Raw genomic sequence first — 25876 nt, forward strand, 5'->3', positions numbered from 1 at the left:
TCCTAGTGTAAGAAATAACGCGAAATATCATTCCATGTCACTAAAACCATTAAAACTAACATAAATGCAAAACCAATTAATGTTATAATCATTTCTTTATTTGGATCAATTGGCTTTCCTCTAATCACTTCAACAATGTTTAATAATAATTTTCCACCATCTAATGCAGGTATAGGCAACAAATTAACAATACCTAAATTTACAGATAACAATGCTAATAAAGAAATAACACTGATAACACCATAGTGAGCTGCTTCTGACGTATATGAATACATGGCAACGGGCCCACCTAAATCATTTAAGCTAAACCCTTTTGTAAACATCGATCCTAAAACAGCAAATATCTGTGTTATTACCGAACCTGTCTGCTTAACTCCATAACTAATAATTGCTAATAGTGACTTATTAGTATTAACCCGACTACTAATACCAATATAGCCAACTTTTTGGCCGTTTTCTTTTTTTGTTTCTGGAGTCAAAGTTATTTTTTTCTCTTTATCAGCTCGCTTAATAATTAGCACTGTTTTCTTTCCAGCTTGATTACTAATTGCTGTTGCTAAAGTCGTCCAACTACTCGTTTTGGTTTTGTTAATCTTTATAATCTGATCATTTTTTCGAATTCCAGCTTTTTGAGCAACGGAATTATTTTCTACACTTGCAACATAGTTAGTTGTTGTTTGAACGCCACCTTGCATGACTGCAACTAGCGTGAACGCAACAATCGCTAGCAAAAAGTTATTTAAAGGACCCGCAAAATTCGTTAATATGCGATTTAAAACACTAGCAGATTGAAATTGGACATCTTTTGGTGCTATCTGAACTTCTGTCCCATCTTTTTCAATAATTAACGCATCATGGTCAACAACGTACTTTTTTAATTCTTCTTCATTGCCGTTCTCATAACCACTAATCCACAAATCGTCGGTTAAATCCCAATCTACAAGTTCAATTGGCACACCTGAGAGTAGCGTTACCTTTTTACTAACATTAATTTTTTTTACAATGCCGGCATCATCTAAAATTAAACTCGCCGGCATTCCCTTTTGTAAATCTTCATCGTCTTCTTCTAATCCTGCCATTCGTACATACCCTCCAAGCGGTAAAATACGAATTGTATATGTCGTTTCATTTTTTCGGTATGCGAAAATTTTAGGTCCCATCCCAATAGAAAATTCGCGTACTAAAATTCCTGCACGTTTGGCGAAAAAATAATGGCCAAACTCATGTACAAAAACAATAGTCCCAAAAACTATAATGAACGCGATAATGGTAACAACCATTTAGTTCACCTCACAAATCTAAATAATGCCTGCAAAATGCATCAACGGCAATACAAAAAGTAAAGAATCGAAACGATCTAAGATTCCACCGTGTCCAGGCAATATATTGCCTGAATCTTTGACTCTATAATGACGTTTAAACGCTGACTCAACTAAATCACCAAACTGTCCGCCAATTGAGAAAAGTAAGGTTAAAATCAACATTGTCAAATAATCATATAGTTGAACCTGTGGGAAAAAGTACATATATATCCCTACAAGCACCACTGCAACAACAGTTCCGCCAATTGAACCTTCCCACGTTTTATTTGGACTTATATGTGGAGCAAGTTTATGCTTACCTAATTTACGTCCTATCATGTAAGCTCCACTATCTGTAATCCACACGATTAACAAAGCGTATAATAAAATCCATAATCCATTTTCACGTGCGGCCATCATATAATTGAATCCAAAACCTGCATAAATCATGCCTAAGGTCAGCACCCCAGCATCATCAAAAGAAAATCTATTTTTTGAAACTACAGTATACAATAATAAACACATTACAAAGAAATAAAACATTCCTATATTTGTCATTTGTTCTGGTACAAAATCTAACCATTTGATTGGAATCAATAAGCTAGCCATTGCTAAAAAAGATAAAATTGCTTCAGTTGAGATGAGTAATTTCTTACGCATCCGTAAAAACTCAGAAGTTGCAACTAATCCCATTGCAATAACTAAGATATTAAAAGCAAACCCTCCAACAATCAATAACGGTATAAAGATTATTAGAGCTACTACTGCCGTAATAACACGTTGTTTCATTTATTATTCTCCTCTTTCAATCCGCCAAAACGTCGATTGCGCTGCTGATATTTAACTATGTCCATTACAAAATCATTCGGTTTATAATCAGGCCATAAAACATCCGTAAATACAAATTCACTGTAGGCAATTTGCCACAATAAAAAATTAGAAATACGTTCTTCACCACTAGTTCGAATAAGAAGATCCGGATCACTATAAGGTGCTAGATTAGCTGTCATCATCGCATTAGAAAGGACATCTTCCGTTATTTCACTTGGTGTAAGTTGGCCTTTTTGGGCTTTTTCTGCTAAATTTTGAACAGCCGTTATTATTTCAGCTCTACTACCATAATTTAAGGCAAAGTTTAATACCATCCCAGTGCATTTAGCTGTTTGTTCAATAGCATTAGCAACAGCTTGTTGTGTTTTGGGTGGCAACTGATCTTTATAACCCATTACATTTACACGAACATTATTTTCAATTAGTTCAGGTACAAAATTATTGAAAAAACGTACTGGTAAAGCCATTAAAAAATCAACTTCGTCAGTTGGTCTCTTCCAATTTTCAGTTGAAAAAGCATATAATGTTAATACTTTTACGCCTAAACCACTAGCTGCTTTTGTAATATCACGTACAACATCCATTCCTTGACGGTGCCCTGCAATTCGTGGTAAATGTTTTTTTTGCGCCCAACGCCCATTACCATCCATAATAATTGCGATATGTTGAGGAATATTTTTTTCATCAAGCTCTTCTGTCAGCTCAGAGTTTGATTCATTTTCTTTAAAAAATCTTGTGAACACAAGCAATACCTCCACGCTAAACTAAATATTATTGCTGCTCATCTCTTTAATCTATTTATACTAATTACTAAATTAGTCACACACTTTCCTATCATTGTAACAAAAAACTAATAACGAGACAAAAAATTCTGCACTAACTAAATGATGTCTTGCAGTTTTCTTGCCTCGTTATTACTATTTCATGTTGCCTACCCTTGAAGCACTTCTTTTTCTTTATCAGCTACAATATTATCAATATTTTTAATTGATTTATCAGTTAACTTCTGTGCTTGATCTTCTAAATCATGTAAATCGTCTTCTGTTAAATCGCCATTTTTTTGTGCTTTTTTTAAGCTTTCCATCATATCTCGTCGAACATTACGCACTGCAACTTTGGCATTTTCGGCTGTTGCTTTTACTTCTTTAGCTAATTCTTTACGTCTTTCTTCTGTTAGTTGTGGAATAACTAGACGAATTGAGCTTCCATCATTAGCTGGTGTCAAGCCTAAATCAGAAGCTAGTAACGCATGCTCTACATTTTTCAATGATGTTTTATCGTAAGGTGTAATCAATAAAACCCGAGCTTCTGGAACAGTAATTTGTGCCATCTGATTCAAAGGTGTTGGTGCCCCATAATATTCAACATTAATTCGGTTAAGCAAACTAGCATTAGCTCGACCAGCACGAATATTCCCTAATTCATGCTGTAATGCTTCTTCTGCTTTTTTCATTTTTTCTTTATGTGCTGCCAAGATTGCATCCATAGTGTTACTTCCCTTCTACTGTTGTACCAATATTTTCGCCTTCAACAACCCGTTTAATATTACCACGTTCATTCATGTTAAAGACAACTAAAGGAATATCGTTATCCATTGATAATGAAGATGCTGTTGTGTCCATTACTTGGAGACCCTTGTTAATTACATCCATATGCGTTAAGCGTTCAAACTTGACTGCATCTTCGTTTTTCTTAGGGTCTGCTGAATAAACACCATCAACTCCGTTTTTAGCCATTAAAATAACATCTGCGTTAATTTCAGAAGCTCTCAATGCAGCTGTTGTATCTGTTGAGAAATATGGCGAACCAGTTCCAGCTGCAAAGATTACTATCCGACCTTTTTCTAAATGACGCATCGCTTTACGTCTAATGTATGGTTCTGCAATTTGACGCATCTCGATAGATGTTTGTACACGTGTAGGTACACCTATTTTTTCTAAATTATCCTGTAAAGCTAAAGCATTCATAACGGTACCTAACATTCCAATATAATCTGCTTGGGCACGTTCCATTCCCATTTGTGCACCAGCTTCACCGCGCCACATATTACCGCCACCAACGACAACAGCAATTTGAACCCCTAAATCATGAACTTCTTTAATTTCCTCAGCAACCTTTTGAATTTCAGGTGGATTAATCCCTTGACCTTTTTTTCCTGCCAAAGCTTCACCACTTAATTTCATTACGACACGTTTATATTTAATGTCAGACATCTTAATCCTCCTAGATAAATTCGTGTATCATTTACTACATTTCTGTGTAAAAGTTGTCTATATTCATTTTAACATAAATAATACATATTAAAAACCTAGTTTTTTTCAAGCTCAATCTCTCGTTTTATTAATATATTTATCTAATTTTAGGAGCTTCTCTTTTTCTATTTTTATAGTTTAATGCAAATATTTTTTATATCATTTTTATCAAAAATTTGTAATAATAGAGTTAAAGAAGAGGAGGAAATGTGCTATGCAAAAAAATGTTAAGCGTTATTTACTAACTATTTTAGCTGCACTACTTGGTTTTTTATTTTTGTCTACTGGTTCCGTTCATGCTGATTATACAATCACTAATTATGATATGAATGTTAATCTTCAGCAAGATGGTTCAGCAGATTTAACACAGCAGATAACTTATGCATTTAAGGGGAAATCTCACGGTGTTTATTATAATCAAACACTTGGAAAAAACATAACTGCCACTCAACCTAGTATCGTTGTTCAACAAAATGGACAATCAACGCAAATGACTGCGGCGACAACCGGTGCAAACAATACTTTTGATGTCATTAATACAGATAATGCTCTAAAGCTAAAATTATTTCATGACACTAATAATACAACAACTACTTTTTATTATAGCTATCATATAACCGGAGCTGTAACTAATTGGAAAGATATCGCAGAGTTAAATTGGGCAATAATCGGTTCTAATTGGAATGTACCCCTACATAATGTGCGTATTACAATTCAATTACCAACTACAAATGTTGCCAATTTGCGTGCTTGGACACGTAGCAGCAATACGGCTAGTACAACCGTAAATAAAAAAAATGGGCGTGTTACTATCACGCTAAAGAAAAATCCAGCTTTCTCAAAAGTACAAACAAGAGTACTATTTCCAACAAGTGTAACTTCTTCAAATACACTTGTTAATAGTAAAAAGCATAAAAAAACAGCGATTGCAGCAGAAGAAAATTGGATAAAACAAAACAACGTCAATAAGCAAAATAAAAGTCGTAATCAGTTAATTCTACAGAGTATTGTTTTACTTTTAGCTTTTGCCAGTGCAGCAGTATGGATTATTTATTTACGTCGCCGTCCTGGTCAACAACAACAGTGGCCAGAAACAAATCCCGCTCTCTCATATGATATTCCACCAATGTCAGCAGCAGTTGCACAGTCAATCTATAATGACAATACACCTGATAATAATGCTTTAAGTGCTTATTTACTTGACTTAGCGGTTAAAAATAAAATTTCAATTGAAGAATTTAATACAAAACGCAAAGACTATCAATTAACGTTAATTGATTTTTCACTTGCTAATAGTGATGATATGATTGATTTTCTCTTTAATATTGTTGGTAATGGACGCACCGTTACTTTACATGAACTTCGTAAATATGGTAAAACCGGGCGTGAAAGCAAGAAAATGGATCATATCTATGATAAATGGAAAAATGCCATCGAAACAGAAGCAAATTCATACCATTATCTAGATAGTTCTTCTGCTGGCAACTTAACTTTTACCACAATATTTTGTTCAATTAGTTGTCTGCTTTTACTTTGGAGTATCTATCTTTGGCATACACCTTGGATGACAGTTGTTGCTTTAATTCTAATCGCTGTACAGATATTCTTAAATATCATGCATTACCGTAAACATTCACCATACACAAAAGAAGGAATTGAGCTAATAACCCAACTACGTAGCTTCAAACACATGATACGCGACCTTGGAAAAGTCGACATGAAAGCAAACGGCGACTTAAACTATTGGGCAGAAGTCTTACCTTATGCGATTGCTTTTGGATACAATAAGCGCGTTATTAATGCGTTGCAAGCTAACTTTACTGTTAAGGAGCTAGAAAATGGTCTAGGCTTTTACTACAACCTTCTTTTCACTGCTCCAGTTGATTTTGGAGATTCCTTTAGCACAAGTATTGCACGTGCTTTAGGTAATTATTCAGAAAAAAACACATCTCAAGAAGCAACAAAAAAAAATAATTAACTTTTCTAAAAAGAAAAAACAGTGCAAAAATCGAAATTGATTCTTGCACTGCTTTTTTATATTAGATAAGCTAGCTTCAAACTTAATCTTTTGTTACAGCTACATTGATTTTACAATCTTCAACCAAGTATGTTCCAATATTTTTCAAGAAGTCTTGCAAATGTTCTGTTTTATTATGTGCATCTACTGCTGCTTGATCTGCCCAGTTTTCAACAATCAAAAACTGATTTTTAGTATACACATCTTCTAAATGTGAATAAAAAACATTGCCTTTATCTTGACGTGATTTATTAACCAAATTTTCTACATATGTAAGATATGCCTCTCTTTTGGCTGGAATAACTTTCAAATGAACATTAATAACAATCATCATATTTCCCCCTTCCCAAATAATCCTATTTTATAATCTTTTTTTCTAAAATACAAGCGCATACATAAAATTATGTTTAACAATTGGATATCAAAAGCTCTTATTTTTTACTAACTACTTAATTCTAATTCATTTTAAGTAACGATTTAATAACCTCACGCTTGTCCATTGATTCATATGCTGCTTGAATTTCAGTAAGTGGGTATGTTTTAGTAAAAATTTTTCCTGGATTAATCACTCCATCAAGTACTGCTTGTAATAATAATTGCTTATCATATGTGGTAACTGAGGCTGGGCCACCTGCAATAATAACATTTCGCGAAAATAGTTTTCCTAAATCAAACATTGCATCATGAGGTACACCCACTCGACCAACAATTGCACCCGCTCTTCCAATTTGCAATGCTGTTTCAACTGATAACTTAGTCCCAACGCATTCCAAAACAGCGTCAGCTCCTTGACCATGCGTAAGTTCTAACACTTTTTTAACCCCTTCATCGCCACGTTGCTCAACAACATCGGTTGCCCCAAACTCCTTTGCTAAAGCTTGTCTATCAGCATGGCGACTCATAATAATGATACGCTTTGCTCCACGTAGCTTTGCAGAAATAACGGCACACAAACCGACAGCGCCATCGCCAACAACTGCAACGGTATCTCCTTTTTCCACTTGTGCGACCCTTGCTGCATGATAACCTGTTGGCATTACATCAGATAAGGCTTGTAATGAGGCGAGCATTTTATCTGTATAATCAGTTGGTTTACCAGGTATCTTTATTAAAGCCCACTGACCATGTTGGTAGCGAATGTATTCAGCTTGATTTGCTCCTGAATAATTATCTTTATGTGCTAAACAACCACCCTCAAAACCGGCGCGACAGGCAGCACATTGACCACAACCATGGACAAAAGGTGCAATAACAAAATCTCCCGGCTTAACCGTTGTAATATCTTCACCAATTGCCTCAACAACACCGATAGCTTCATGTCCAGTATTATCACTGTTTTCTTCTTTGGGTGTTATTCCACGATATGACCACAGATCTGATCCACAAACACTAGCACGTACTGTTTTGATAATCACATCATCAGGTGCTTGAATCGTTGGTTTATCTGCTTCTTGAAGTACAATTTTTCCTGGTTTAACAAAGATTGCTTTTTTCATATAAAAATGCCTCCAATTACTTTTAATTGCCCATATTATACAATAATAAGCTGAATTTTAATATTTAAACGACCTTGTCACTAATTTTTGTATAGTATCAATTTCTACTCAACTGTAACCCCAAACAATTGAACAATTTTAACAGCTTGATATTGATTGATAATTAACCCTTTTAAATCGGTAGGATTAACATCAAGAACTTCAAAGTTACTGTTGGCAAGATTTACTTTTTTCAACTTAGAATTCCAAAAATTACTCTTGTTAAAATCACAGTCATTCGTGTTCAAACCACCATTAAAGACTACTTCTTGAAAATATGCTTCTATTAGACTAGAGTTTTCTATTCTGCATTTTGTCAACTTTGAGCCACTAAAATTTATATAATCAGCTCTAGATTCACTTATAGTTGTATCTTTCCAAAGATTATTTGAAAAATCTGCTCCGACTAAATTGCAATGCTTTATTTTTGTTCGATAAAATACACTATTTTCAAAGTGGTTGTTTGAAAAATCACATCTTTTTAATTCGCAATCAAGCCACTCACTATTACTAAAATCTGCTTGGTCAAAAAGACAATTATCAAATATTACATCAGAAATTCTCAGTGTGTTTTTTGAGAAACTAAAGGTACACGAACGATAACTTTCCCCCTCAATTACGTTGTCAAATTCAATTCTTTTATTTTCTATCATGCTATCACCTATACTGCCTTAAAAGTTTTATAATCAATTTATATTTTCTACAAATTACAATTAAGCTCCTACAAAAAAAGATGGAGCCTAGACTTCATCTTAATAATATCATATAAAAATACGTGACTTACAAACCAACAGTTTTAAATGCCTGATCTAAGTCACCTATAATGTCATTAGAATCTTCCAACCCTACGCTAAAACGAATAAATCCCTTTCTGAATTTTTCAGGATACAGATTAATTCGCTCATCATAACTAGGTTGTGGAAATATCAAACTTTCATCATGCCCCAATGAAACCGCAAATGTAATAATTTTAAGAGCTGCACAGATTTTTTCTACCGTTTTATCATCAGCCATAACACCAAAAGATATAACGCCTCCATAGCCACTATGCATCTGTTTTTTAGCAATTTGATGACTTGAATTGCTTTTTAATCCAGGATATGAAACGAATGTAACATTCTTTCTTTTTTCTAACCATTCTGCGATTTTTTGTGAAGATTCATTAATTCTTTGCATACGCAATGGAAATGTTACAGAACCTCTAAAAATTTGCCATGCATTAAAAGGACTTATTACCGCACCAACATTAACTTGCGCTTCATAACGAATTTCATCCATCATTTTAAGATTATTGGAAACAATTGCTCCTCCTTGTGCATCGCCATGGCCATTTACGAATTTTGTTAGTGACTCTACCACAAAATCAGCACCTAATTCAAGAGGATGCTGGTTTAAAGGAGATGCAAACGTGTTATCAACAGAAAGCAAGGCCCCATTCTTATGCGCAATTTCTGCAACTGCTGCAATATCTGTCACTGCATTGGTTGGATTGTCGGGTGTTTCTATATGAACAAGCCTTGTTTCTGGCGTAATAGCTTTTTCAACAGCCTTTAAATCAGTCATATCAACCATCTGAGTTTCAACGCCAAATTTCACATTGAAAAGTTCGTGAAACATCCGGTAGACCGCCATATAACTAACTTTAGGATAAACAACATGATCACCTGATTTTAATAAAGTCCAAAAAAGTGCATGTAATGCCCCCACTCCACTAGCAAGAACGATTGCATCATCAGCATTATGCAAAGAAGCAATTTTTTCTTCTAACCAATGTTGGTTAGGATTACCATTGCGTGCATACATGAGCAAATCTGTAGACGAATAATTCACTTTTGAAAGATCATCTGGTAGCTTAAAACTATTTGCCATATGTAATGGACGCCTTACCGCACCAGTTTCCATGTCATATGCTGTCCCTGTATGAATTGCTCTAGTCGTTATGTCATAGTCCTTAAAATCATCTGCTTTTTTAGCCATTAAAATCCTCCTCAGCATAATCATAATAAGTTCTTATTAAATGTTAATCGCATTATAACATATAATTTGAAAAGAACTAGTAAAATTCTAAAAAGTCATCTAATCAAATTATTAGATTAGATATCTTCATTTTTACAATGATCTAGCATTATTTAATAAAAAAGCCGTTAATGGTTGCACCTTGTTTAGAATAAATTTAACTAAGTTACCAACAATTAGCGCAGAAAACAAAGTCCCTTCGCGAACACCGCTTAACGCATGTAAAAAGAACAAACAAATAATTGCCCCTACAACAGACATTGAAACATCTGATGCTACTCTAACCTTGCCATATTCAACATCAAACTTTCGACTAATTGCACGAACAAATGCATCACCAGGTAACATTGCTACATCAGCAATTACTTCGAAGTAAGCACCCCAGCTAATCACAAAACAACCAATTAAAAGTAATATCAGTGATTGCCAGTAATCTTGCAAATTTATATGTCTTAACCACGACATTGTCCAATCAATTAAACTACCAAAAACAAATGAAAAAATTATTTCTATCATTATTTCCGACCAATTCTTTGTTGAAAACTCTAAAACAAATTGGAACACTATTAATACTAAACTAAAGATAATAGTCCATTGTCCTAAAGAAAAACGACTTATAACTAATGATAAACTGTACGGAATAGCTGCCAAGGGTGAAGTTCCTAACTCTGCTTTTGTGACAAGTGACACCCCTAATGCATTGAAAAACAATCCGATTAACAGTAAAATATAGCGCCAAACAATATCTCGTAACGTAACTTTTCTCATATACTTACTATTCTTCTTTCTTTACTTATCTGCCAGTAATAAAGTTATTATTTCTGTAAGTTGTTTTTTTTGCAGTTCTGTTAACGGAGCTAGAACTTGTTGTCCTGCAAGTTGCCCATTATTCTGCAATTGCTCAACCAATCTTTCTCCTGTTTGTGTCAAATAAAGTGGATGGGTTCGATTATCATTTGTTGAAATCTGCGTTTTTAATAGTTGTCTTTCTCTTAATTTCATTACCACTTTTTGAGCTGCTTGATGACTAACACACAAATAGTCTTTTAAATCTTGAATTAGGTTACCTGGGTTGTCCGCAAAATATAAAAGTGTAGCTGATTGATTCACTGTTAGATCATGCCTAACTAAATCTTTTTGCCTTCTATTGCTCAACTGATTACCCAACTTAATTAATTGGCGTTGTAAATTAAATTCATTGACCATCTAAATTTCTTCTTTCTTTTATGAGTTGTTCTTAGATAACTAAATTATACAACCAGTTGTATATATTGCAAATAAAAAAGCCTGAGGTTAAATGCCCAGACTTTGTTTATCCAAATATTTGATATCGAAACATACACTAAAAGCTATCTGATTACACTAAACTAGCTCATCTAAACCTAATCTAGTTTACACTTTTAAAACTCTCAAACCAACTGTCTTTGGATGTACTCCCTTTTTTATTTATTGAATAACTCTATTTATTTGGTCCACCAGTTCACGTGGATTTTCAACGCCTATAATTACACGATCATAATCATAATTATCTAGTTGAATCACAACAGCCTCACTAGACCGCTTAATATTGAAAAAAGTTTTCTCACCATTAATGTAAAATGTCCCTGCGTAGTAGACTCCCAAAATTGAAGTACCTGGAGCTCGAAATCCTTTTAGCTCCTTTAAAATACCATCATCAATAGTTGCTCCTTTTATCTTCTCAAATGGAATTTTAAGATTAGCTTTAACTGCCCAAAGTTTATCTAAGCCTTGTGGAACAATCACTACCATCCTGTCATTAAACGAAACTTTATTTTCCATCCCTAGTATCTCCTAAAGTTTGACTATTTTTTAAAATTGCAGAACCAATTTGATTCTCCCAATTGCAAATTATTTGCTTCACTTCATTATCATGAGTAGTTAGTTCCATCATTGCAATAATAGCTAAATTTAAAGTTATTTCACTCTCCTTATCATCTTCAATATTTTTCATTAAAGCCGCAACAAACATTCCACGTTTACTCCCAAACTCAGAATATAGACTACCACGTAGAAGCCCAGTTTCCTTAACCAAATCATCGAGCGATGTCCCTTCGTACCCGTACTTAATAAAAATCATACTCATATCAGTAACAACATCTTGCGTGTTAAATTTTTTATTTCTACCCATACGCTTATTATGCTTATTTTTGAATGTTCAGTCAAAAACAAATATTACATGAAAAAGTTTTATGTTAATATCTGGTAATAAACGGTTAATTCTCTTACCTATTTCAAACAATTTCACAAATTGCAATATATACTTTACAAAAAATAAAATGTAAGATATACTTTGCATTAAGGAGCGAGCTATGAAAAATATAAAAATGAAACTAAAGCGAAAAGAACTACATATCTCACAAACCGAATTAGCAAAAAAAGCGGGTGTTACCAGACAAACCATTGGCTTAATTGAATCTGGCGAATTTAACCCTTCACTAAAACTCTGCGTTGCTATTTGCAAAACACTAAACGTAACACTAGACGAAATATTTTGGGAGGAATAAACAATGAAATTTAAATGGAAAAACAATTTAGATGAACGCCAAGAGCAAAAGCTTTTGAAAATTGAGCACTATAGCTTTTGGCTTTTTTTCTGGTTGATATTCTTAGATATTATTATGGCAACTTTTGTTGGTATAAAATACTGCTATCTCATCACAGTTGGTACTTTCTTTATAGTAAGTATTTTTTCAACAATCATGTGTATTTGGAATGGTATTTTTGATCGTCATCTAAAAATGGGAGCTAGGACCAATATCATATGTTCTTTAATCGCAGGATTTTTTGTTACTTTTGTAACTATCTTTCATAATCATCTTTCTTTTTCAACTGACTGGCTTCATGCAACCTATGCTGGCTTATTCAGTGGTGTTTTCACTTTCATATTAACTTATGTTTTAATGGCTTTACTCAGCTTTACAACTAAAAAACGCCAAGTAAAACTTGAAAAAGAACCTACTGATGACGAACGATAATATGACTACATATTTGAACTAGTGCATCTTTTTAATCATTTCTGTTCTAAAATAATAGCCTCCTAAAGTTAGAATTCACATCTAGTCTTAGGAGGCTTTTATTTATCAAAAGCAATCGTAGAATATTATATACTGTGAATATTCATTTTAAATAATTGTTTTTATCAGCATCTGAACCATTAACTGCATAAAAGCATTTAGAAAGCAATAAAAAATCACCACTCAGAAGCTACATTAACAGTAACCTTCAAAAATAGTTATTTATATTAAACTAATGTTTAGTATCGGATTTCCTATAGTCGTTAATAAGGCTAGTGTACTGTATTAATAACGCATGAACATATATTTTAGGTGCCTTGGATTCTCGAACTTTCTCCCATAAAAGAGCCGCTACTTTCAGACGCTTGGTATACTGATTCGTAGCTTTATCATTAAAAAAATCACGCACAAAATTATTCCATTGATATGTTCTTTCCTCCACCACTTGCTTAATCTGTTGCGGTTTGAGATTATTGGATAATTTGATTAAATCAGCCACCGTCATTTTGGTATTATGGTCTGCTTCTGCCTGACGTTTAACAATTGCCATTTGTTTTTTTAAAAGAAAACTTTTTTACACCAAAATAATCTGCAAAAAATTGACGTGCAACATCATTAAATGCAAAACCTGAACCAACAACTTTAGTATCTAAATTAATCTGTTCATAGGTTAATGTTGCGTGCTTTACCTTTTTACATTGCTTTTTAATCTGACTACTGGGTGTTCCAGATAGATATAACGTCAGATAGTGATTTAATTTTGCTTTTGTTCCACTTGTTGGTAAAGCTAGTCTACGACATATTTTAACCAAATCTTGTTTATAGTAGTACTTCGATTGAAATTCTTCTAAACTACTTGGAATTATTACTTGTTCGTTCTTTAATTCTTGGTTGCAGTTAATACTGTACTCATCATCCATGGGCCACCCCACCATCCATCATAGCCTGCACTTTTTAAACTAATATTTTTAAAGTCTAAATCATTTAATACTTGCTGATATTCAGGTCCAAAAATCAAATCAATAATTAAAATCTGACCGTTAGGTTTCAAAACCCGCTTTACTTCTGCTAGTGCTTTAGCTCGATCTTCTTTACTTTGAATATTATGAATCGAAAAACTTGCCGTAATTTTATCAAATGAATTATCTTCAAATGGCAAATCAAGCATATTGGCCGTAACTAAATCAGTAACTTGCTCGTATCCTGCTTGCTTAATATTTTGTTTTGTTGCTGCAATAGAGTTATTTGATTGATCTTTTTTACTCCAAATATCAATTCCTGTAACTTTACCTGGCATCGTTAAATGCTGAGCTACTTCTAATAACAACACCCCATGACCAGTCCCTAAGTCTAGGACTTGAGCTTCTGGTGCGATTTTCAAATTGCTAACTGCTTTTTTCACAGTTTTATATTTTCCATACCATGTAGTATGAAAATATGTTAACGCACTAAAAGCCATACATAAAGCAATTATCCATGCATACCACTGCATAGTCCCTATTGCCCACATTATTACAAAAATAGCCCCGATAACTATTCCTATTAGTGTCCCCGGTGAATCAATTCCTTTTTTCATCAATACTCCTCCTAAAAATACTATTTAAGTACACTAGAAATGAGCATATCGTACATAAACCTAGATTTCAAGCTTTAACAAATTTGATTATATAAATTTGTCTTGATGTTATACTATTTACTTTTCATTGCAAATAAGAATAATTCACACGCTAATCAGCTGATATCAGCTGGTTACTTGATATTATAAACTTCAGTATAAAGCGTCTCTTTTATTTTACTAAACATTTCTTGATTTATATTTTGTCCAGAAGTCATAATGCACAGTGGAATGCTTTTCTTGCCTTTTGACATTGGCGGTTGCATATACGGATAATCATTTAAATAAAAATCATTTCGCTTATAGAAACTAATGCGTCTGTTAGCAATCTGTGTTGTCGGTGGCTCAACTTCTAAACAAAATAGCTTATCTGACTGTGAGATAAATTCTCGCAACATTGCTGCACCAATTCCACCATTTCGATACTCAGGATTTACAGCAAAATGTTCAATATAACCAAATTCAGCAAATTCCCAAGCCGCAATAAAAGCCTTTATCTGTTGAGACTTATCATATAATACATAAATTGAATATTTTGGATTATTCAAAAGGGCTTTTTGCTCCTCGTAGACGCGATATTCATCACTTGGAAAGCTGTTTTCCATTAAATCATATATCATCTGGAAATCCTGATTTTTTAATTTACTAAGCTTCATTTATTACGTTCCTTTCTATTCTGCTATGTAGATTTTGCTTTTTTAATTGTTACTCAACTATATTTCAAAGAGCTATTGTTTTATAAGAACCTTAGCAACTAGCAGAGCGTATAATATCTATTATACCAGAGAAAGCGATTTTTAATTGGAAGCAGAAAAGTTAGTAGAGCAAAAAGAGATTCGCTAGAGAGAATTAAAAGTGTAGTCGGAATAGACTAAAGTTTAAAATTACAAAGTCAACTGCAATTAGCTATTTAAGTACTAAATATCGAAGATAAAAAGCCTGAGACTCTTGCCCCAGACCCCATCATATATGTATATATTTTCTATCAGATAAAATATCTGTAACTACTAAAAAAACTGTTTAAATTAACTCTCTTTGTTGTATAAGACACTATCCTTAAAGATTCCGTCGCCCCATATTTCTCTTTCTGACAACGTCGTTTCAATTAATTCAATAGGTTGCTGATTCACAAGAATCATTGCGCATTTGTAGCCCTTAAATGGTTCGTATAGGGGCATGATTATTTCTTGATTTGCCAATGCTTTTTCAATATTTTCACATGTAAATGCAACATGTGATTCAGTTTTAATTCTTGCATCCAATGAACAAGCATCACCAAATGCATGCATTTGAATTGGAAGCGAAAAATCATTTTGAATATCTAACGTATACATATCATAAATCTTTGCATATCTTGTTTGCGGATTTGCTTTAATTTTCGACAATGCAACAGGTTTGCCGATATGATGAAATTTTAATTCCATTTGTTTAATGAACATTAAATTCTCCTTTTTTAATTTCATTTCAAACTTTATATTTGTTAAGTAACATTAACGTATAATATGTTGCTAGCCAAGTACTATAAAGTATACTATTTTTTCTACAAGAATTTTTTTGATTTACTATATTAAAATCATTTAGATACTTAATTGAAATTAGCCAAAATACAAGTAGTAATTTATAGATCTTAATTTTAAAAATAGTAGGAAATAAGTCTAATTACTTAGATTTTTCTGTACGAAAAAACTTGCGCTTTTTTTAATAAGCCCTGTCTTCGAATAAACCAAAATATTAGATTGATAAACTTTAGTAGCTAAAAAGGTTAGTCCAGTCAAAAAAAGGGCAGCAATAGCCAAACTAATATTAGCAGCAATAAGAGTCGTATGCTGTAGAGATAATCTAACTGGCATCAATTCAATATTAATAAATGGTATATAACTAAAAAATTTTACTAAAGTTGAATCACCTGATAGAGCCATTAATGATAGAAAATAACCAGCTAGTGCTAACAAGGAAATTGGCATAACAGCCATGTTAATCTGTTCTTGATTAGATACTAAAGAGCCTAACAAGGCAGCTAAAACAGCAAATGTCATTGTACCAATAATAAAAAATAGGATAATCGTTAATGAGTACGTTGACCAACACATAGGTATGTTAACTGATGGTAAAAATGATTTAACAAGAGTTTGCTCCTTTAACCACATCCAACTTATTTTACCAATTACAAAATATATACTTAGCTGGGTTATTAACAAAAACAAAATTGCAGTTAATTTAGCAAAAAAATGCGTAGTTGCACTAACTGAAGTTAATAAGATTTCCATAATTCGAGACCCTTTTTCAATAGCAATTTCTTGAGCAACTATTTGCCCATATATTGTAATTATTAACATAATAAAAATTGTTAACCCCGTAGAAAGTACATAATTAAAAACAGATGTTGAATTACTTTTAACAATTTGCTTTCCATTTTCAATTGAAACTATTTCTTTCTTCACCTGCACTGGTGATGCTAGAGAATGTAGTTGAGTAACTGTTAAGTGTAATTGAGTAGCTGTTTGATTTAATTTTAATCCATAAAGAGTAGCTTGTACTTTTCTAATTGCTAAACTTGTTTCAGCATTAGATAATTCAACATATTTTGCAGAAATAACTGGCTTTGTTTTTACTTTCAAAATACCCGTAATTTCTTTATTTATTAGCTTTTTATTCGCCTGTTTGGCAGTTAGATTTTCATATTGAATCTCAGAATTACTTGATTTCTTTAAAAATTGAGTGACTACATAATTATTAGATACAACTGCCACTTGAACTGGTTGATTATTTTGACTAATATAATAAATTATTCCAGCTGCTATTATCACCAATATTAGCGGTGAAAATACTAAAAATAGCCATGAACCACTTTTTAGGTTTTTACAATAAACTCGCTTTGTAATAATCCAAAACTTATTCATTAACTGCACCTACTTTCAATCTAAAAATTTCTTCTAGAGAAGGTGGAACTTGACGAAATTCTGGTATATATCCTTTTTCCGTTGCAACCGCAAAAATTTTCTTACCTATATCTGGGTTACTGAGCGTTAATTCAAACTCCTTTTTATGTTGTTTGACTATTTTAACACCAGGAAAATTTGCTAACTGTTCACTCGTTAATTTGGATTCTAAAAACAACTTAGTACGTCCAAAGCTTTCACGAATATCAGTTATATCACCACTAAGAACAACATTTCCATTATGTAGCATAATCAAGTTGTCAGAAATTTTTTCAACATAATCCATATTATGACTTGAATAGATAATTGCTGAACCAGCATTACGTAACATTAAAATTCCGGCTCTCAATAAGTCAGCATTGACTGGATCAAGTCCCGAAAATGGTTCATCTAAAATAAGCAATTTTGGCATATGTATTAGAGTAGCAATTAACTGAATTTTTTGCTGATTTCCCTTACTAAGATCTTTTACTTTATCAGTTAATTTTCCTTTAACCTGAAATCGCTCCATCCATTTAGGAATCTGTTGCTTTATTTCAGCTGTTTTCATACCATGAAGTTTAGCAAAATAAGTAAGTTGTTCGCCAACCTTCATTTTAGGATATAAGCCACGCTCTTCTGGTAAATATCCTATTTGGTCGTAGTTAACCTTTTTAAGTGATTTATTTTTCCAAGTAATTTGTCCACTATCAGGAGTTAAAAAATTTAAAATCATTCTAAAAGTTGTTGTTTTTCCAGCACCATTTTGTCCAATAAGCCCCAAAATTTCGCCTGATTTTACTTGTAAGTTTACGTCATTAACAGCTACTACTTGATCAAAAGTTTTTGTCAAATTATTTATAGTCAGCATTTTTCTCCTCTTATTTTCATTAGATATTTAAGGTAACATAAATCCCATTCGCCTTTTTACACTGATCACATTTTGCTTATTGGTAAGTTGTTCCAACAACCAAAAGGCAACATCTATAGCCGTTGCAGGAGAGGCAGAAGTAACTACATTCCTATCAACAACAATATTTTTTTCTTTAACAACCAAAACATGCATATTCTTAAGCTGGTTTAGTCTATATTCATCTTGATACATATACGTTGTTGCTTTCCTTCCTGTTAAAATTCCACTTTTCCCAAGTGAAAGCGCAGCAACACAAATAGCTGCAATTGGCTTGTTTCTAGAGTTAAAATAGCTAATTACATTTAGAAATTCTTCACTATAAGCATCTTTATAAAACCCTGCCTCTTCAAACCCTCCAGGAATTGCAAGAGCATCAAAATTATCTAAATTAATTTCAGTAAGTTGATAATCTGGTATACATGAATACCCCCATGTGCATCGTAAAGTTTTATGCATTCCAACAGAACTTATAGCAGTATTTTTGCTTCCTTCATATAAGTTCCATCCTAGTACATCTGTAAAAACACTTGCTTCATAAGATTCAAATCCATCTGCTAATAACAATAATACTTTTTTCAAATAATTCCCTCCTTATCTATAAAAATAATGATATAATATTATTTAGTTTAATTACATACTAAAAAAAAGATTTTTATGTTACTATACTTAACTTTAAAATGATTTCTTTACCTGAAATTTAAAAAAGGAAGGTTACTCCATGGATGAAATTGACTATAAAATACTAAAAGGATTAGAAAAAAATGCAAGAATTTCAATCACAGAATTAGCTCATAAAGTTTCAATGAGCAGTCCATCTGTTAGAGAACGTATTATTAGATTAGAAGAACAAAAAATTATTGAAGGATATACAACCAACATAAACTATAAAAAATTGGGAAAATCTTTAGAAGCATTTATTTTAGTTGAAACCAATAGATGCAAATCATTCAGAAACTTTTGTCAATGCCACAGTATAATTAAAGAATTTTATCGTTTAGCAGGTAAATATAGTTATTTAGTTAGAGTATCAGTTCAATCCATTGAAACTTTAGAAAGTTTTATAGATGAAATTCAAAGATTTGGAAATTCGTCAACTCAGATTGTTTTTTCTTCTTTTAGAAAAAGTATTCTTTAATATGTCTCTCTAATAAATGATACTGCTAACTTAAGCAATTAATTTTTACAAAAAAAGCTTACTGGGACGCATTAACTTTCAAATTCAAGTTCAGTGTGATGAGACTATTAATAAATACAGAATAAAAAGCCGGTTCTATAGCATATGGTACTGATAGAAAAAATATTCTATCAATACCATTTTTTTGCTTTATACTAAAAAAGATGAAATCTCACCTCTTCATCTTCAAATAAACCTTGCCTTTTCGACAAGAATAAGAAAGACTGTTTTCTCATGACTAATTCCACTCGGAATTAAAGACATTAGAATCGATTTAAATCTTAAGTTTTCTGATTTACTTATTTATGATAGTATTTATCATCACCATAAGGTTCATATTATTCATCTGATCCAAACTTAATACTTGTTATTACCAAATTTGTAAATCTAAGATGTTACGAAATATTCGTAATGCGTTTTGCTAGAAGTATATCAACTCATATTCAATCCAATTGTCATTGGATTCCTAAAAACATTGTTTTTGACAATTTTAAATCTAGTAATTTTGCTAAAAGTAATATGAGTATGCATTTAATGGACAGCGATACTCATCAAGCTCTTGACACTATCCGTTCTCAAACTAAGAATTTCATTAAAAGTTATTTTTTACAATATGTTCGAAAAGCTACAGAGCTTGTCCAAAAATATGACAGTTGACTTATATGATCCTTATCGTAAATTGATCGAAAAACTATTTCCAAACGCCATCAATATAGCTGATTGATTTCATGTAGTAACACAAGCATATCAAGCCCTAAATACTGTTAGATTTGCGACAATGAAACAATCCGGTAAAGATCCCCATAACAGTAAAGCATTGAAGCACTATTGGAAACTACTATTAAGAGATTCTGATAAAGTTAATTATCTACATCATTCAAAGCGAAACAATTTCAAAAATGCGCAATTATATGATCAGGATGTCGTTAATCGCTTATTAGCGATGTCTGACAAACTAAAAAAGTTTACGGGTACTATCATACTATTTCTCTTTTAGAAGAATCGACTGCTTCTGCAGCTGGAATGCCTGAACCTATTAAGAAAGCAAATCGAACATTAAAAAAACTGCTTATGGCTTTAGAAATTTTGATAACTTTCGGCTTAGAATCTTGTTGGCAGTCAAAAATAGTTTTTTGAGTTTGAATTATAAAAATCAGCTACAAAAAGCTGCCCACTCTAATTAAGAGTAGACAGCTAGATAAGCTATACCAATTTATTGTAAAAACTAAATATTTAATTTATCAGTACCACTTGTTAAAGAGCCCTGTGGCAACATATCCACCATGTACTTGCGTATGTGCGAAGATATCGATTAATGATTCTTACATGTTTAATTACTTCATAAATAAAAGCCTTGTTTTTCACTGCACTTGTAAAAATTTAATTCTTAATATTTGTCAGCCATTCTATCTCTCAAATTCTTTCATTATCTCTTCACCTTTCAGAATTTTAAAGAGCATTGTTCTCCTTGTCGAAGCTTCATTTCCGATAACGGCTTAGCAACCGTTATATCTCTCTGCTTTTTTCTGCGGATGTTCAGCAATTAACCTTGATGTCCACTGGAAAAGCCGCGCTGAAAGCCGATCAAACTCATCCTTTGCGAAATTCGACTGTTGCTTGAGTTTCATTGCGGTTTCAAGGATTTCGTGTTCCAAAGGTTGTAGAACCGGCAGCAATTCCATTTTACTTTTTTGATAGGTTCCCGTTTGAAGATAGGAAACCGCCTGCACAGTGAACATCGCAGATTTATAAAGATCTTTCAGAATTTCCGGGCTTTTCTCATGAACCATGTTGTGACCGCACATATGGTAGAGATTGCAGGCACCGATTCGAACGGCCCGGCGGACGTCTTCTGTGCTGATTTTATCTTTCAAAAAATCGATACTGCCCAAAATAGGGGTAGTGTCATAGTAAAACTGAAATAAATCCGAGCGCTCCCAGTTCTTCAACTCTTCCACGCCGGAAATAAAGCCACACATTTTATCCCGATAGGGCAGCGAATCGAGCATGGCATCGTATGCCGTTAAATCCGCAGGCTCTACATGGTCGAGGATGACCACCATGTCTATGTCGCTGTTCTCAGTAGCTTCTTCACGGCCATAACTGCCTTGTAAGCCAACAAATACAAGCCGGGTGCCAAATAAATTTGTCAGTTTTTTTAAGTAAATAGTTTTCCACTGATCAAGTTCCATCTTCATGTCCGCACTCCTTTTTATAGATCCTGGCTTTTCATATGTTCCATCTCCTTTTTGCGGTTATCCAGACGCTTGATTATACCGAATAACAATAAACAACCTGCGGCAATCAAAAACGGAAGAAATCCTGTCATCTGTACCGTATGCAACGAAACCGCCTGATAAATAAGCCCTACCGCAACGCTTATTACTGGTAGAATAAAAATGTAAAATACCTCCTTTTTTTTACAAAGTGTACTTTGAATTAAAAGAAAAGTAACAGCAACCAATGTTATTACAACATATCTCATGATTTTTTCTCCTTTTCGTTTTTGTATTTTTCAATAATTAATTTCGCGGTTTCCAAATCAAGCCGTGAATCTACAGCCAGGCCCTTGACAAAGGCGGAAAATGGTTCTTCCTTCTCCTTGTCATTCAGTTCAATTTTTTGAATGAGCTTGTCCAGGCGCAGACGGACGGTAGGATAAGAAACACCGTACAATTTAGCAATTTCTTTGAGTGACCCTGACAGCAGCACAAAGTTGCGAATAAAAGAAGCATCCTCCGGCTCAAGACACAGAATCCAGCGAGGAATTTTATCAATTTCCATCTCAGCATTTCCTTTCATAATCATTTTAACATAATTAAGTATATTATAAATAATATTAAAATTAAATGTAATTTACATTTAATTATTTGCAAATTTGTATGCAATCTATAAGAGCCAAATATTTGATTTTGCATGGGTTCTTGGTAAAAAAGTTATCTTGCATTACAAGATAGAAGGTAAACTTATGATTCCATCCCAAATGCTAAAAGGCACGCTGGAGGACTGCATTCTAAAAGTTATCAGCCAAAAAGAAACCTACGGCTACGAAATATCAGAAAATCTGCGGAAGTATGGTTTTACAGATATTTCGGAAGGGACAATCTATCCGCCTTTTGCTCCGACTGGAGAAAAACGGAATGATTATCGCACAATACAGAGAATCTCCGATAGATCCAAAACGAAAATACTTCTCTCTTTCCTCATCAGGAAAAGATGAGATAGAGCAGTTCTATTCTAGCTGGATCGAGCTTGAGCAAGCTGTGGGTGCATTATCTCATAAGGGAGGAAAATAAAACGAATCGAAAAACAAAAGAGTTGAACCGGATCAATAACGCCCTAGATCAACAAATCAACGCTGAAAATCAAGAAGCTTTTATCGATATGCTCTGTTATCTGCAAGGCACAAAAATTTCCGAATACCATCAGGAACTGGTTCGTCAAGATTTAACCGAAATGGTTCTTTCGGCGCAAAAGCGCGGTGAAAATATCCGTGAAACCATTGGAGAGGATTATAAAGGGTTTTGTGACAATGTAATTGCCAGTCTGCCCTCCAAAACACGAGGGCAGAAAACCATTACTTTTTTTGATACGCTTTGCTGGTCCTTATCCATATTGGGCCTCATCAACATTGTCTTTTCAAACGAAACAATTGCACTGATTCGAAATGCCGTTGCCGGAAAACCCCTGAATTTTTCTATTCCCATTTCTCTCGAAACCCTGATTGCAACCGGTATGATTCTCACAGCAGCTTTCGCGATTGTAAAAATCATTGTGAAAAACTCCTTTCAAATTTGCAAAGACAAAAAGGAACATCGAACAAAAACCTTTTCAATCATTGCTGGTCTTGCTGGTGTAGGAATTACTGCAGCTTTATTGGCGATTTTTGTATGGCTTACCCGGGTAACGCTGTTCACAGTCAACCTTTGGATTGCCTGCTTGATTGTATTAGCACTCTATGTTGTTCATAAAATTTTAGATAGTATTTAAATAAAAACGAAATTTATCGGAACACCCATCTTGACCAGTCAAAGCGAAAAGCGGTCTATCATTTCAAATACCCTCGCTGTCCACTTTCGGACGGTGAGGGCTGTTTTTGTATTTTTTTCCAGCAGTTATTTTAAAAGATTTTCACACTGTGAGATCTGTTGCTTTTCTATATTCAATCATAATTTTCAAGGATTACAAAATAGTAGTTGCTCGATAAGATCTTTAATGCAATAGATTTTACTTTAGCAATCATATTGCAATAACAATTTTCCCCATGGAATTTAAGTACAACACAACGAAGGAAGGTACTCTGCAAAATTATGCAGAGTGTCTTCCTTTGTTGTATCTATAATCAGAGCCACACAGCCCAATCACCATAATCGAATGTTCCGCTGCCGTGATGCAGTTTCCCTTCGGCTTTGATCTGACTGAACGCATTCCGCATTCGGGCTAAGATTTCCGGTTGAATGTCCAAAGTGTGGTGCCTGGGGAATACCCGTTTAACCGGCAGTGCCGCGACTTTTTCCAAAGAAACAAGATACGCCACCGGGTCTGTGGACGGGTAATAGGCGAGCAGTGTATCCTTGTAGACCAAGTCCCCGGTAAAAAGATAGCCCCTTTCTTTTTCCCAAAAGCATAGATGTCCCGGTGTGTGCAGAACCTCAATTACCCGGCCGCCGATGTCAATACTATCATGATCATGCAAAATTCTCGTAGGAGTGCCCTGAAAAAGCTTGTATGTGTTCACATCATAGCCGTCAGGTAAGTCACAGTGGTCAACCACCATGGCACGGATCGTATCTATACTCAGCGGAAATCCGCCCGAAAGCCAGTCCAATTCAGCCTCATGGGCGTAAAAATCCGGATAATATTTGTGCCCGCCAATGTGGTCCCAATGAATATGGGTTGCAACGGCGATAACCGGTTTGTCCGTCAACTTTTTTACCTCTTCGGAAATATTGCAAATGCCAAGCCCAGTGTCAATCAGCAGACTTCTTTCGCTTCCATTCAAAAGATAACTGTGCGTTTCTTCCCAATGCCTGTATTCGCTAATAATATAAGTATCCGCATCAATGCGGTCTATTGTAAACCAATCACTCATTGATATTTGTCCCTTCCGTACTGCGCTATGGCCAGTTGCGTAACTTTTTTGACAAAGCCAGTTTTCTGCTCCGTATAGCCGTCCCGGTCATGCTCATAGGGCTTCCAGAGGGACAGCTTCAATTTTTCGTATTCGTCCGCTGTTTCGGGATGTTCGTTCAAGTAGTCACGAAAATACAACTCGTCGTGGTCGCCGAAATCCCGTAGGTGCAGATGGAATACACTCTCGGCAAAGCCGTCGGGTGTGTAGTCCTTGTTGAAGTCCATGCGCTTTTCGTTCTGCGTCATACAGAGATAACCGTTTTTAAGTAGCAGTTCCTTAATTACCTCATGCTCTGTAAGCGGTGTTTCCACTAATATATCGACAATCGGCTTGGCCCAGATGCCGTTGATGGCGGTGCTGCCAATATGGTAAATACGAACGTCCTCCGGTAGAAACGAGGACAGAAACGCCTGCTCCTCCCGGTACCATTCTTTCCAGTACACTTTGTGTTCCGTCAGCTGAATAGGAAACAGCTCCCACAATTCCAGAAGCGTCATTCCCGACAATGGCTTACTCATAGTTATGTCCCTCTGTTTTTCTATCAATGATGAGCTCCTTTATTTGAGGAATTGATAGCCCATATCAGAGATATTCTTTCCAAAGTGTCAACTCTTTTATATCTCCGTGTCAGATTTTCCTCTTTCTGCTCAAAAGCAAGCAAAACGTCCTTCGTATAAAATTTCAAAGTACTATATCGAACACCTGTCAGACGAACCACTTATCCAATTGTAACATATTCGGCGTTTTCTTTATCGATTATGATAATACTAGCAGGAATTCCTGTACCATAAAATAAGTTTGCTGGCAGATCAACAATCCCCTTGATGTATCTTTTATTAAGAACTGCTTTTCTAATGGTTTCTTCTGAGTTCACTCTAAAGAGAACACCGTGTGGCAGAATAATCCCTGCCTTACCATTGCTTTCCAATGCTTTTAGAACATGTAAAAACCAAGCATAGTCACCATTCTTTTCTGGTGGGATGCCATAACCATCAAATCGCTTATATTTATCTTCAGATGGTTTAATTCCATCTGTCCAATCCTTATCAGAAAATAGTGGATTCATGATAATAAAATCAAATTTTTTAAGTCCACCAAAATCATCTGTATATTATGGATTTGCTAATGTATTCCC

The 25876-nt window shown here is 34.1% G+C and carries 33 protein-coding genes and 2 pseudogenes; 7 read left to right on the forward strand and 28 right to left on the reverse strand.

Annotation, left to right across the window (positions count from 1 at the left end):
* Positions 1 to 2: 2 nt before the first annotated feature.
* The 5 genes from rseP to pyrH all read right to left on the reverse strand — a co-directional run bounded on the left by rseP (position 3) and on the right by pyrH (position 4345).
* Positions 3 to 1280, reverse strand: coding sequence for an RIP metalloprotease RseP (gene rseP / locus LB941_RS01615; RefSeq protein WP_253358944.1), 1278 nt, complete (start codon positions 1278 to 1280; stop codon positions 3 to 5).
* 18 nt (positions 1281 to 1298) lie between these two features.
* Entirely contained in the window at positions 1299 to 2090 is a 792-nt protein-coding gene (locus tag LB941_RS01620) for a phosphatidate cytidylyltransferase (protein WP_253358946.1), read from the reverse strand.
* Complete coding sequence (gene uppS, locus LB941_RS01625; protein ID WP_253358947.1) at positions 2087 to 2875, reverse strand: undecaprenyl pyrophosphate synthase; 789 nt, start codon at positions 2873 to 2875, stop codon at positions 2087 to 2089. Before uppS ends, LB941_RS01620 begins: the two co-directional genes overlap by 4 nt.
* Positions 2876 to 3063: 188 nt before the next feature.
* Complete coding sequence (gene frr, locus LB941_RS01630; RefSeq protein WP_253358948.1) at positions 3064 to 3618, reverse strand: ribosome recycling factor; 555 nt, start codon at positions 3616 to 3618, stop codon at positions 3064 to 3066.
* 4 nt (positions 3619 to 3622) lie between these two features.
* Positions 3623 to 4345, reverse strand: coding sequence for a UMP kinase (pyrH, locus tag LB941_RS01635; protein ID WP_253358949.1), 723 nt, complete (start codon positions 4343 to 4345; stop codon positions 3623 to 3625).
* 253 nt (positions 4346 to 4598) lie between these two features.
* Between pyrH and LB941_RS01640 the strand changes: the two genes are divergently transcribed.
* Positions 4599 to 6362 (forward strand): DUF2207 domain-containing protein, encoded by a 1764-nt coding sequence (locus LB941_RS01640; protein WP_253358950.1) that lies wholly within the window; start codon positions 4599 to 4601, stop codon positions 6360 to 6362.
* A gap of 82 nt (positions 6363 to 6444) precedes the next feature.
* Here LB941_RS01640 and LB941_RS01645 read toward each other — a convergent pair whose 3' ends face one another.
* The 8 genes from LB941_RS01645 to LB941_RS01680 form a co-directional block, all read right to left on the reverse strand.
* Positions 6445 to 6735 (reverse strand): putative quinol monooxygenase, encoded by a 291-nt coding sequence (locus LB941_RS01645; RefSeq protein WP_253358952.1) that lies wholly within the window; start codon positions 6733 to 6735, stop codon positions 6445 to 6447.
* A gap of 121 nt (positions 6736 to 6856) precedes the next feature.
* The gene (locus tag LB941_RS01650; protein WP_253358954.1) at positions 6857 to 7897 is read right to left on the reverse strand and encodes a zinc-dependent alcohol dehydrogenase family protein; all 1041 of its coding nucleotides are present in this window, start codon (positions 7895 to 7897) and stop codon (positions 6857 to 6859) included.
* A 104-nt stretch (positions 7898 to 8001) separates the two neighbouring features.
* Positions 8002 to 8589, reverse strand: a complete 588-nt coding sequence (locus LB941_RS01655; RefSeq protein WP_253358956.1) for a pentapeptide repeat-containing protein — start codon at positions 8587 to 8589, stop codon at positions 8002 to 8004.
* A gap of 127 nt (positions 8590 to 8716) precedes the next feature.
* Positions 8717 to 9913: a trans-sulfuration enzyme family protein gene (locus LB941_RS01660; RefSeq protein WP_253358959.1), complete on the reverse strand. Its 1197-nt coding sequence runs from the start codon at positions 9911 to 9913 to the stop codon at positions 8717 to 8719.
* A gap of 132 nt (positions 9914 to 10045) precedes the next feature.
* Positions 10046 to 10720 (reverse strand): YczE/YyaS/YitT family protein, encoded by a 675-nt coding sequence (locus LB941_RS01665; RefSeq protein ID WP_253358961.1) that lies wholly within the window; start codon positions 10718 to 10720, stop codon positions 10046 to 10048.
* A 21-nt stretch (positions 10721 to 10741) separates the two neighbouring features.
* Positions 10742 to 11158, reverse strand: coding sequence for a MarR family winged helix-turn-helix transcriptional regulator (locus LB941_RS01670; protein ID WP_253358962.1), 417 nt, complete (start codon positions 11156 to 11158; stop codon positions 10742 to 10744).
* Between the two features lie 240 nt (positions 11159 to 11398).
* Positions 11399 to 11752, reverse strand: a complete 354-nt coding sequence (locus tag LB941_RS01675; RefSeq protein WP_253358963.1) for a PH domain-containing protein — start codon at positions 11750 to 11752, stop codon at positions 11399 to 11401.
* Positions 11742 to 12101 carry a helix-turn-helix domain-containing protein gene (locus LB941_RS01680; protein ID WP_253358964.1) on the reverse strand — a complete coding sequence of 120 codons (360 nt, stop codon included), beginning with the start codon at positions 12099 to 12101 and terminating at the stop codon, positions 11742 to 11744. The genes LB941_RS01675 and LB941_RS01680 overlap by 11 nt, the downstream gene beginning before the upstream one ends.
* 181 nt (positions 12102 to 12282) lie before the next feature.
* Between LB941_RS01680 and LB941_RS01685 the strand changes: the two genes are divergently transcribed.
* Positions 12283 to 12477 (forward strand): helix-turn-helix transcriptional regulator, encoded by a 195-nt coding sequence (locus LB941_RS01685; RefSeq protein ID WP_253358965.1) that lies wholly within the window; start codon positions 12283 to 12285, stop codon positions 12475 to 12477.
* Between the two features lie 3 nt (positions 12478 to 12480).
* Positions 12481 to 12948 carry a DUF6773 family protein gene (locus LB941_RS01690; RefSeq protein ID WP_253358966.1) on the forward strand — a complete coding sequence of 156 codons (468 nt, stop codon included), beginning with the start codon at positions 12481 to 12483 and terminating at the stop codon, positions 12946 to 12948.
* Between the two features lie 271 nt (positions 12949 to 13219).
* Here LB941_RS01690 and LB941_RS01695 read toward each other — a convergent pair whose 3' ends face one another.
* From LB941_RS01695 to LB941_RS01730, 8 genes are all read right to left on the reverse strand, one after another.
* Positions 13220 to 13537: a hypothetical protein gene (locus LB941_RS01695; RefSeq protein ID WP_253358967.1), complete on the reverse strand. Its 318-nt coding sequence runs from the start codon at positions 13535 to 13537 to the stop codon at positions 13220 to 13222.
* Complete coding sequence (locus LB941_RS01700) at positions 13524 to 13907, reverse strand: SAP domain-containing protein (RefSeq protein ID WP_253358969.1); 384 nt, start codon at positions 13905 to 13907, stop codon at positions 13524 to 13526. The genes LB941_RS01695 and LB941_RS01700 overlap by 14 nt, the downstream gene beginning before the upstream one ends.
* Complete coding sequence (locus LB941_RS01705) at positions 13868 to 14563, reverse strand: class I SAM-dependent methyltransferase (RefSeq protein WP_253358971.1); 696 nt, start codon at positions 14561 to 14563, stop codon at positions 13868 to 13870. Before LB941_RS01705 ends, LB941_RS01700 begins: the two co-directional genes overlap by 40 nt.
* A gap of 173 nt (positions 14564 to 14736) precedes the next feature.
* Positions 14737 to 15258 carry a GNAT family N-acetyltransferase gene (locus LB941_RS01710; protein WP_253358981.1) on the reverse strand — a complete coding sequence of 174 codons (522 nt, stop codon included), beginning with the start codon at positions 15256 to 15258 and terminating at the stop codon, positions 14737 to 14739.
* Between the two features lie 369 nt (positions 15259 to 15627).
* Positions 15628 to 16041 carry a hypothetical protein gene (locus tag LB941_RS01715; protein WP_253358983.1) on the reverse strand — a complete coding sequence of 138 codons (414 nt, stop codon included), beginning with the start codon at positions 16039 to 16041 and terminating at the stop codon, positions 15628 to 15630.
* Positions 16042 to 16257: 216 nt separating this feature from the next.
* Positions 16258 to 17502 (reverse strand): ABC transporter permease, encoded by a 1245-nt coding sequence (locus tag LB941_RS01720; protein WP_253358984.1) that lies wholly within the window; start codon positions 17500 to 17502, stop codon positions 16258 to 16260.
* On the reverse strand, positions 17495 to 18391 hold the full coding sequence (locus tag LB941_RS01725) for an ABC transporter ATP-binding protein (protein ID WP_253358985.1): 897 nt from the start codon (positions 18389 to 18391) through the stop codon (positions 17495 to 17497). The genes LB941_RS01720 and LB941_RS01725 overlap by 8 nt, the downstream gene beginning before the upstream one ends.
* A 27-nt stretch (positions 18392 to 18418) precedes the next feature.
* The gene (locus LB941_RS01730) at positions 18419 to 19012 is read right to left on the reverse strand and encodes a DJ-1/PfpI family protein (protein WP_253358986.1); all 594 of its coding nucleotides are present in this window, start codon (positions 19010 to 19012) and stop codon (positions 18419 to 18421) included.
* Between the two features lie 139 nt (positions 19013 to 19151).
* On the opposite strand from LB941_RS01730, the gene LB941_RS01735 reads away from it, so the two are divergent.
* A complete protein-coding gene (locus LB941_RS01735; protein ID WP_253358987.1) occupies positions 19152 to 19568 on the forward strand; it encodes an Lrp/AsnC family transcriptional regulator in 417 nt (138 codons plus the stop codon).
* 817 nt (positions 19569 to 20385) lie between these two features.
* Positions 20386 to 20604: a hypothetical protein gene (locus LB941_RS12580; protein WP_425270471.1), complete on the forward strand. Its 219-nt coding sequence runs from the start codon at positions 20386 to 20388 to the stop codon at positions 20602 to 20604.
* 499 nt (positions 20605 to 21103) lie between these two features.
* On the opposite strand, the gene LB941_RS01740 is transcribed toward LB941_RS12580, so the two are convergent.
* Genes LB941_RS01740 through LB941_RS01750 form a run of 3 tightly spaced genes read right to left on the reverse strand, consistent with a single transcriptional unit; the run spans position 21104 to position 22391 of the window.
* On the reverse strand, positions 21104 to 21805 hold the full coding sequence (locus LB941_RS01740; protein ID WP_253358988.1) for a nucleotidyltransferase domain-containing protein: 702 nt from the start codon (positions 21803 to 21805) through the stop codon (positions 21104 to 21106).
* A 14-nt stretch (positions 21806 to 21819) separates the two neighbouring features.
* Positions 21820 to 22092 carry a hypothetical protein gene (locus LB941_RS01745; protein ID WP_253358989.1) on the reverse strand — a complete coding sequence of 91 codons (273 nt, stop codon included), beginning with the start codon at positions 22090 to 22092 and terminating at the stop codon, positions 21820 to 21822.
* On the reverse strand, positions 22089 to 22391 hold the full coding sequence (locus LB941_RS01750; RefSeq protein WP_253358991.1) for a DUF2089 family protein: 303 nt from the start codon (positions 22389 to 22391) through the stop codon (positions 22089 to 22091). The genes LB941_RS01745 and LB941_RS01750 overlap by 4 nt, the downstream gene beginning before the upstream one ends.
* A gap of 184 nt (positions 22392 to 22575) precedes the next feature.
* Between LB941_RS01750 and LB941_RS01755 the strand changes: the two are divergent.
* Positions 22576 to 22903: pseudogene (locus LB941_RS01755) on the forward strand (PadR family transcriptional regulator).
* Complete coding sequence (locus LB941_RS01760) at positions 22860 to 23597, forward strand: DUF1129 domain-containing protein (RefSeq protein ID WP_253358993.1); 738 nt, start codon at positions 22860 to 22862, stop codon at positions 23595 to 23597. The pseudogene LB941_RS01755 and the gene LB941_RS01760 overlap by 44 nt, the downstream one beginning before the upstream one ends.
* A gap of 352 nt (positions 23598 to 23949) precedes the next feature.
* Here LB941_RS01760 and LB941_RS01765 read toward each other — a convergent pair whose 3' ends face one another.
* The 4 genes and pseudogenes from LB941_RS01765 to LB941_RS01775 form a co-directional block, all read right to left on the reverse strand.
* Positions 23950 to 24699, reverse strand: coding sequence for an MBL fold metallo-hydrolase (locus LB941_RS01765; protein ID WP_253358995.1), 750 nt, complete (start codon positions 24697 to 24699; stop codon positions 23950 to 23952).
* Positions 24696 to 25259, reverse strand: coding sequence for a GrpB family protein (locus LB941_RS01770; RefSeq protein ID WP_253358997.1), 564 nt, complete (start codon positions 25257 to 25259; stop codon positions 24696 to 24698). Before LB941_RS01770 ends, LB941_RS01765 begins: the two co-directional genes overlap by 4 nt.
* Before the next feature lie 23 nt (positions 25260 to 25282).
* Entirely contained in the window at positions 25283 to 25459 is a 177-nt protein-coding gene (locus LB941_RS12585; protein WP_425270472.1) for a MerR family transcriptional regulator, read from the reverse strand.
* Positions 25460 to 25834, reverse strand: a pseudogene (locus LB941_RS01775) (HsdM family class I SAM-dependent methyltransferase); the annotation flags it as partial.
* Between the last annotated feature and the right edge of the window lie 42 nt (positions 25835 to 25876).

This window comes from Ligilactobacillus ubinensis, assembly GCF_024160875.1.
Lineage (GTDB): Bacteria > Bacillota > Bacilli > Lactobacillales > Lactobacillaceae > Ligilactobacillus > Ligilactobacillus ubinensis.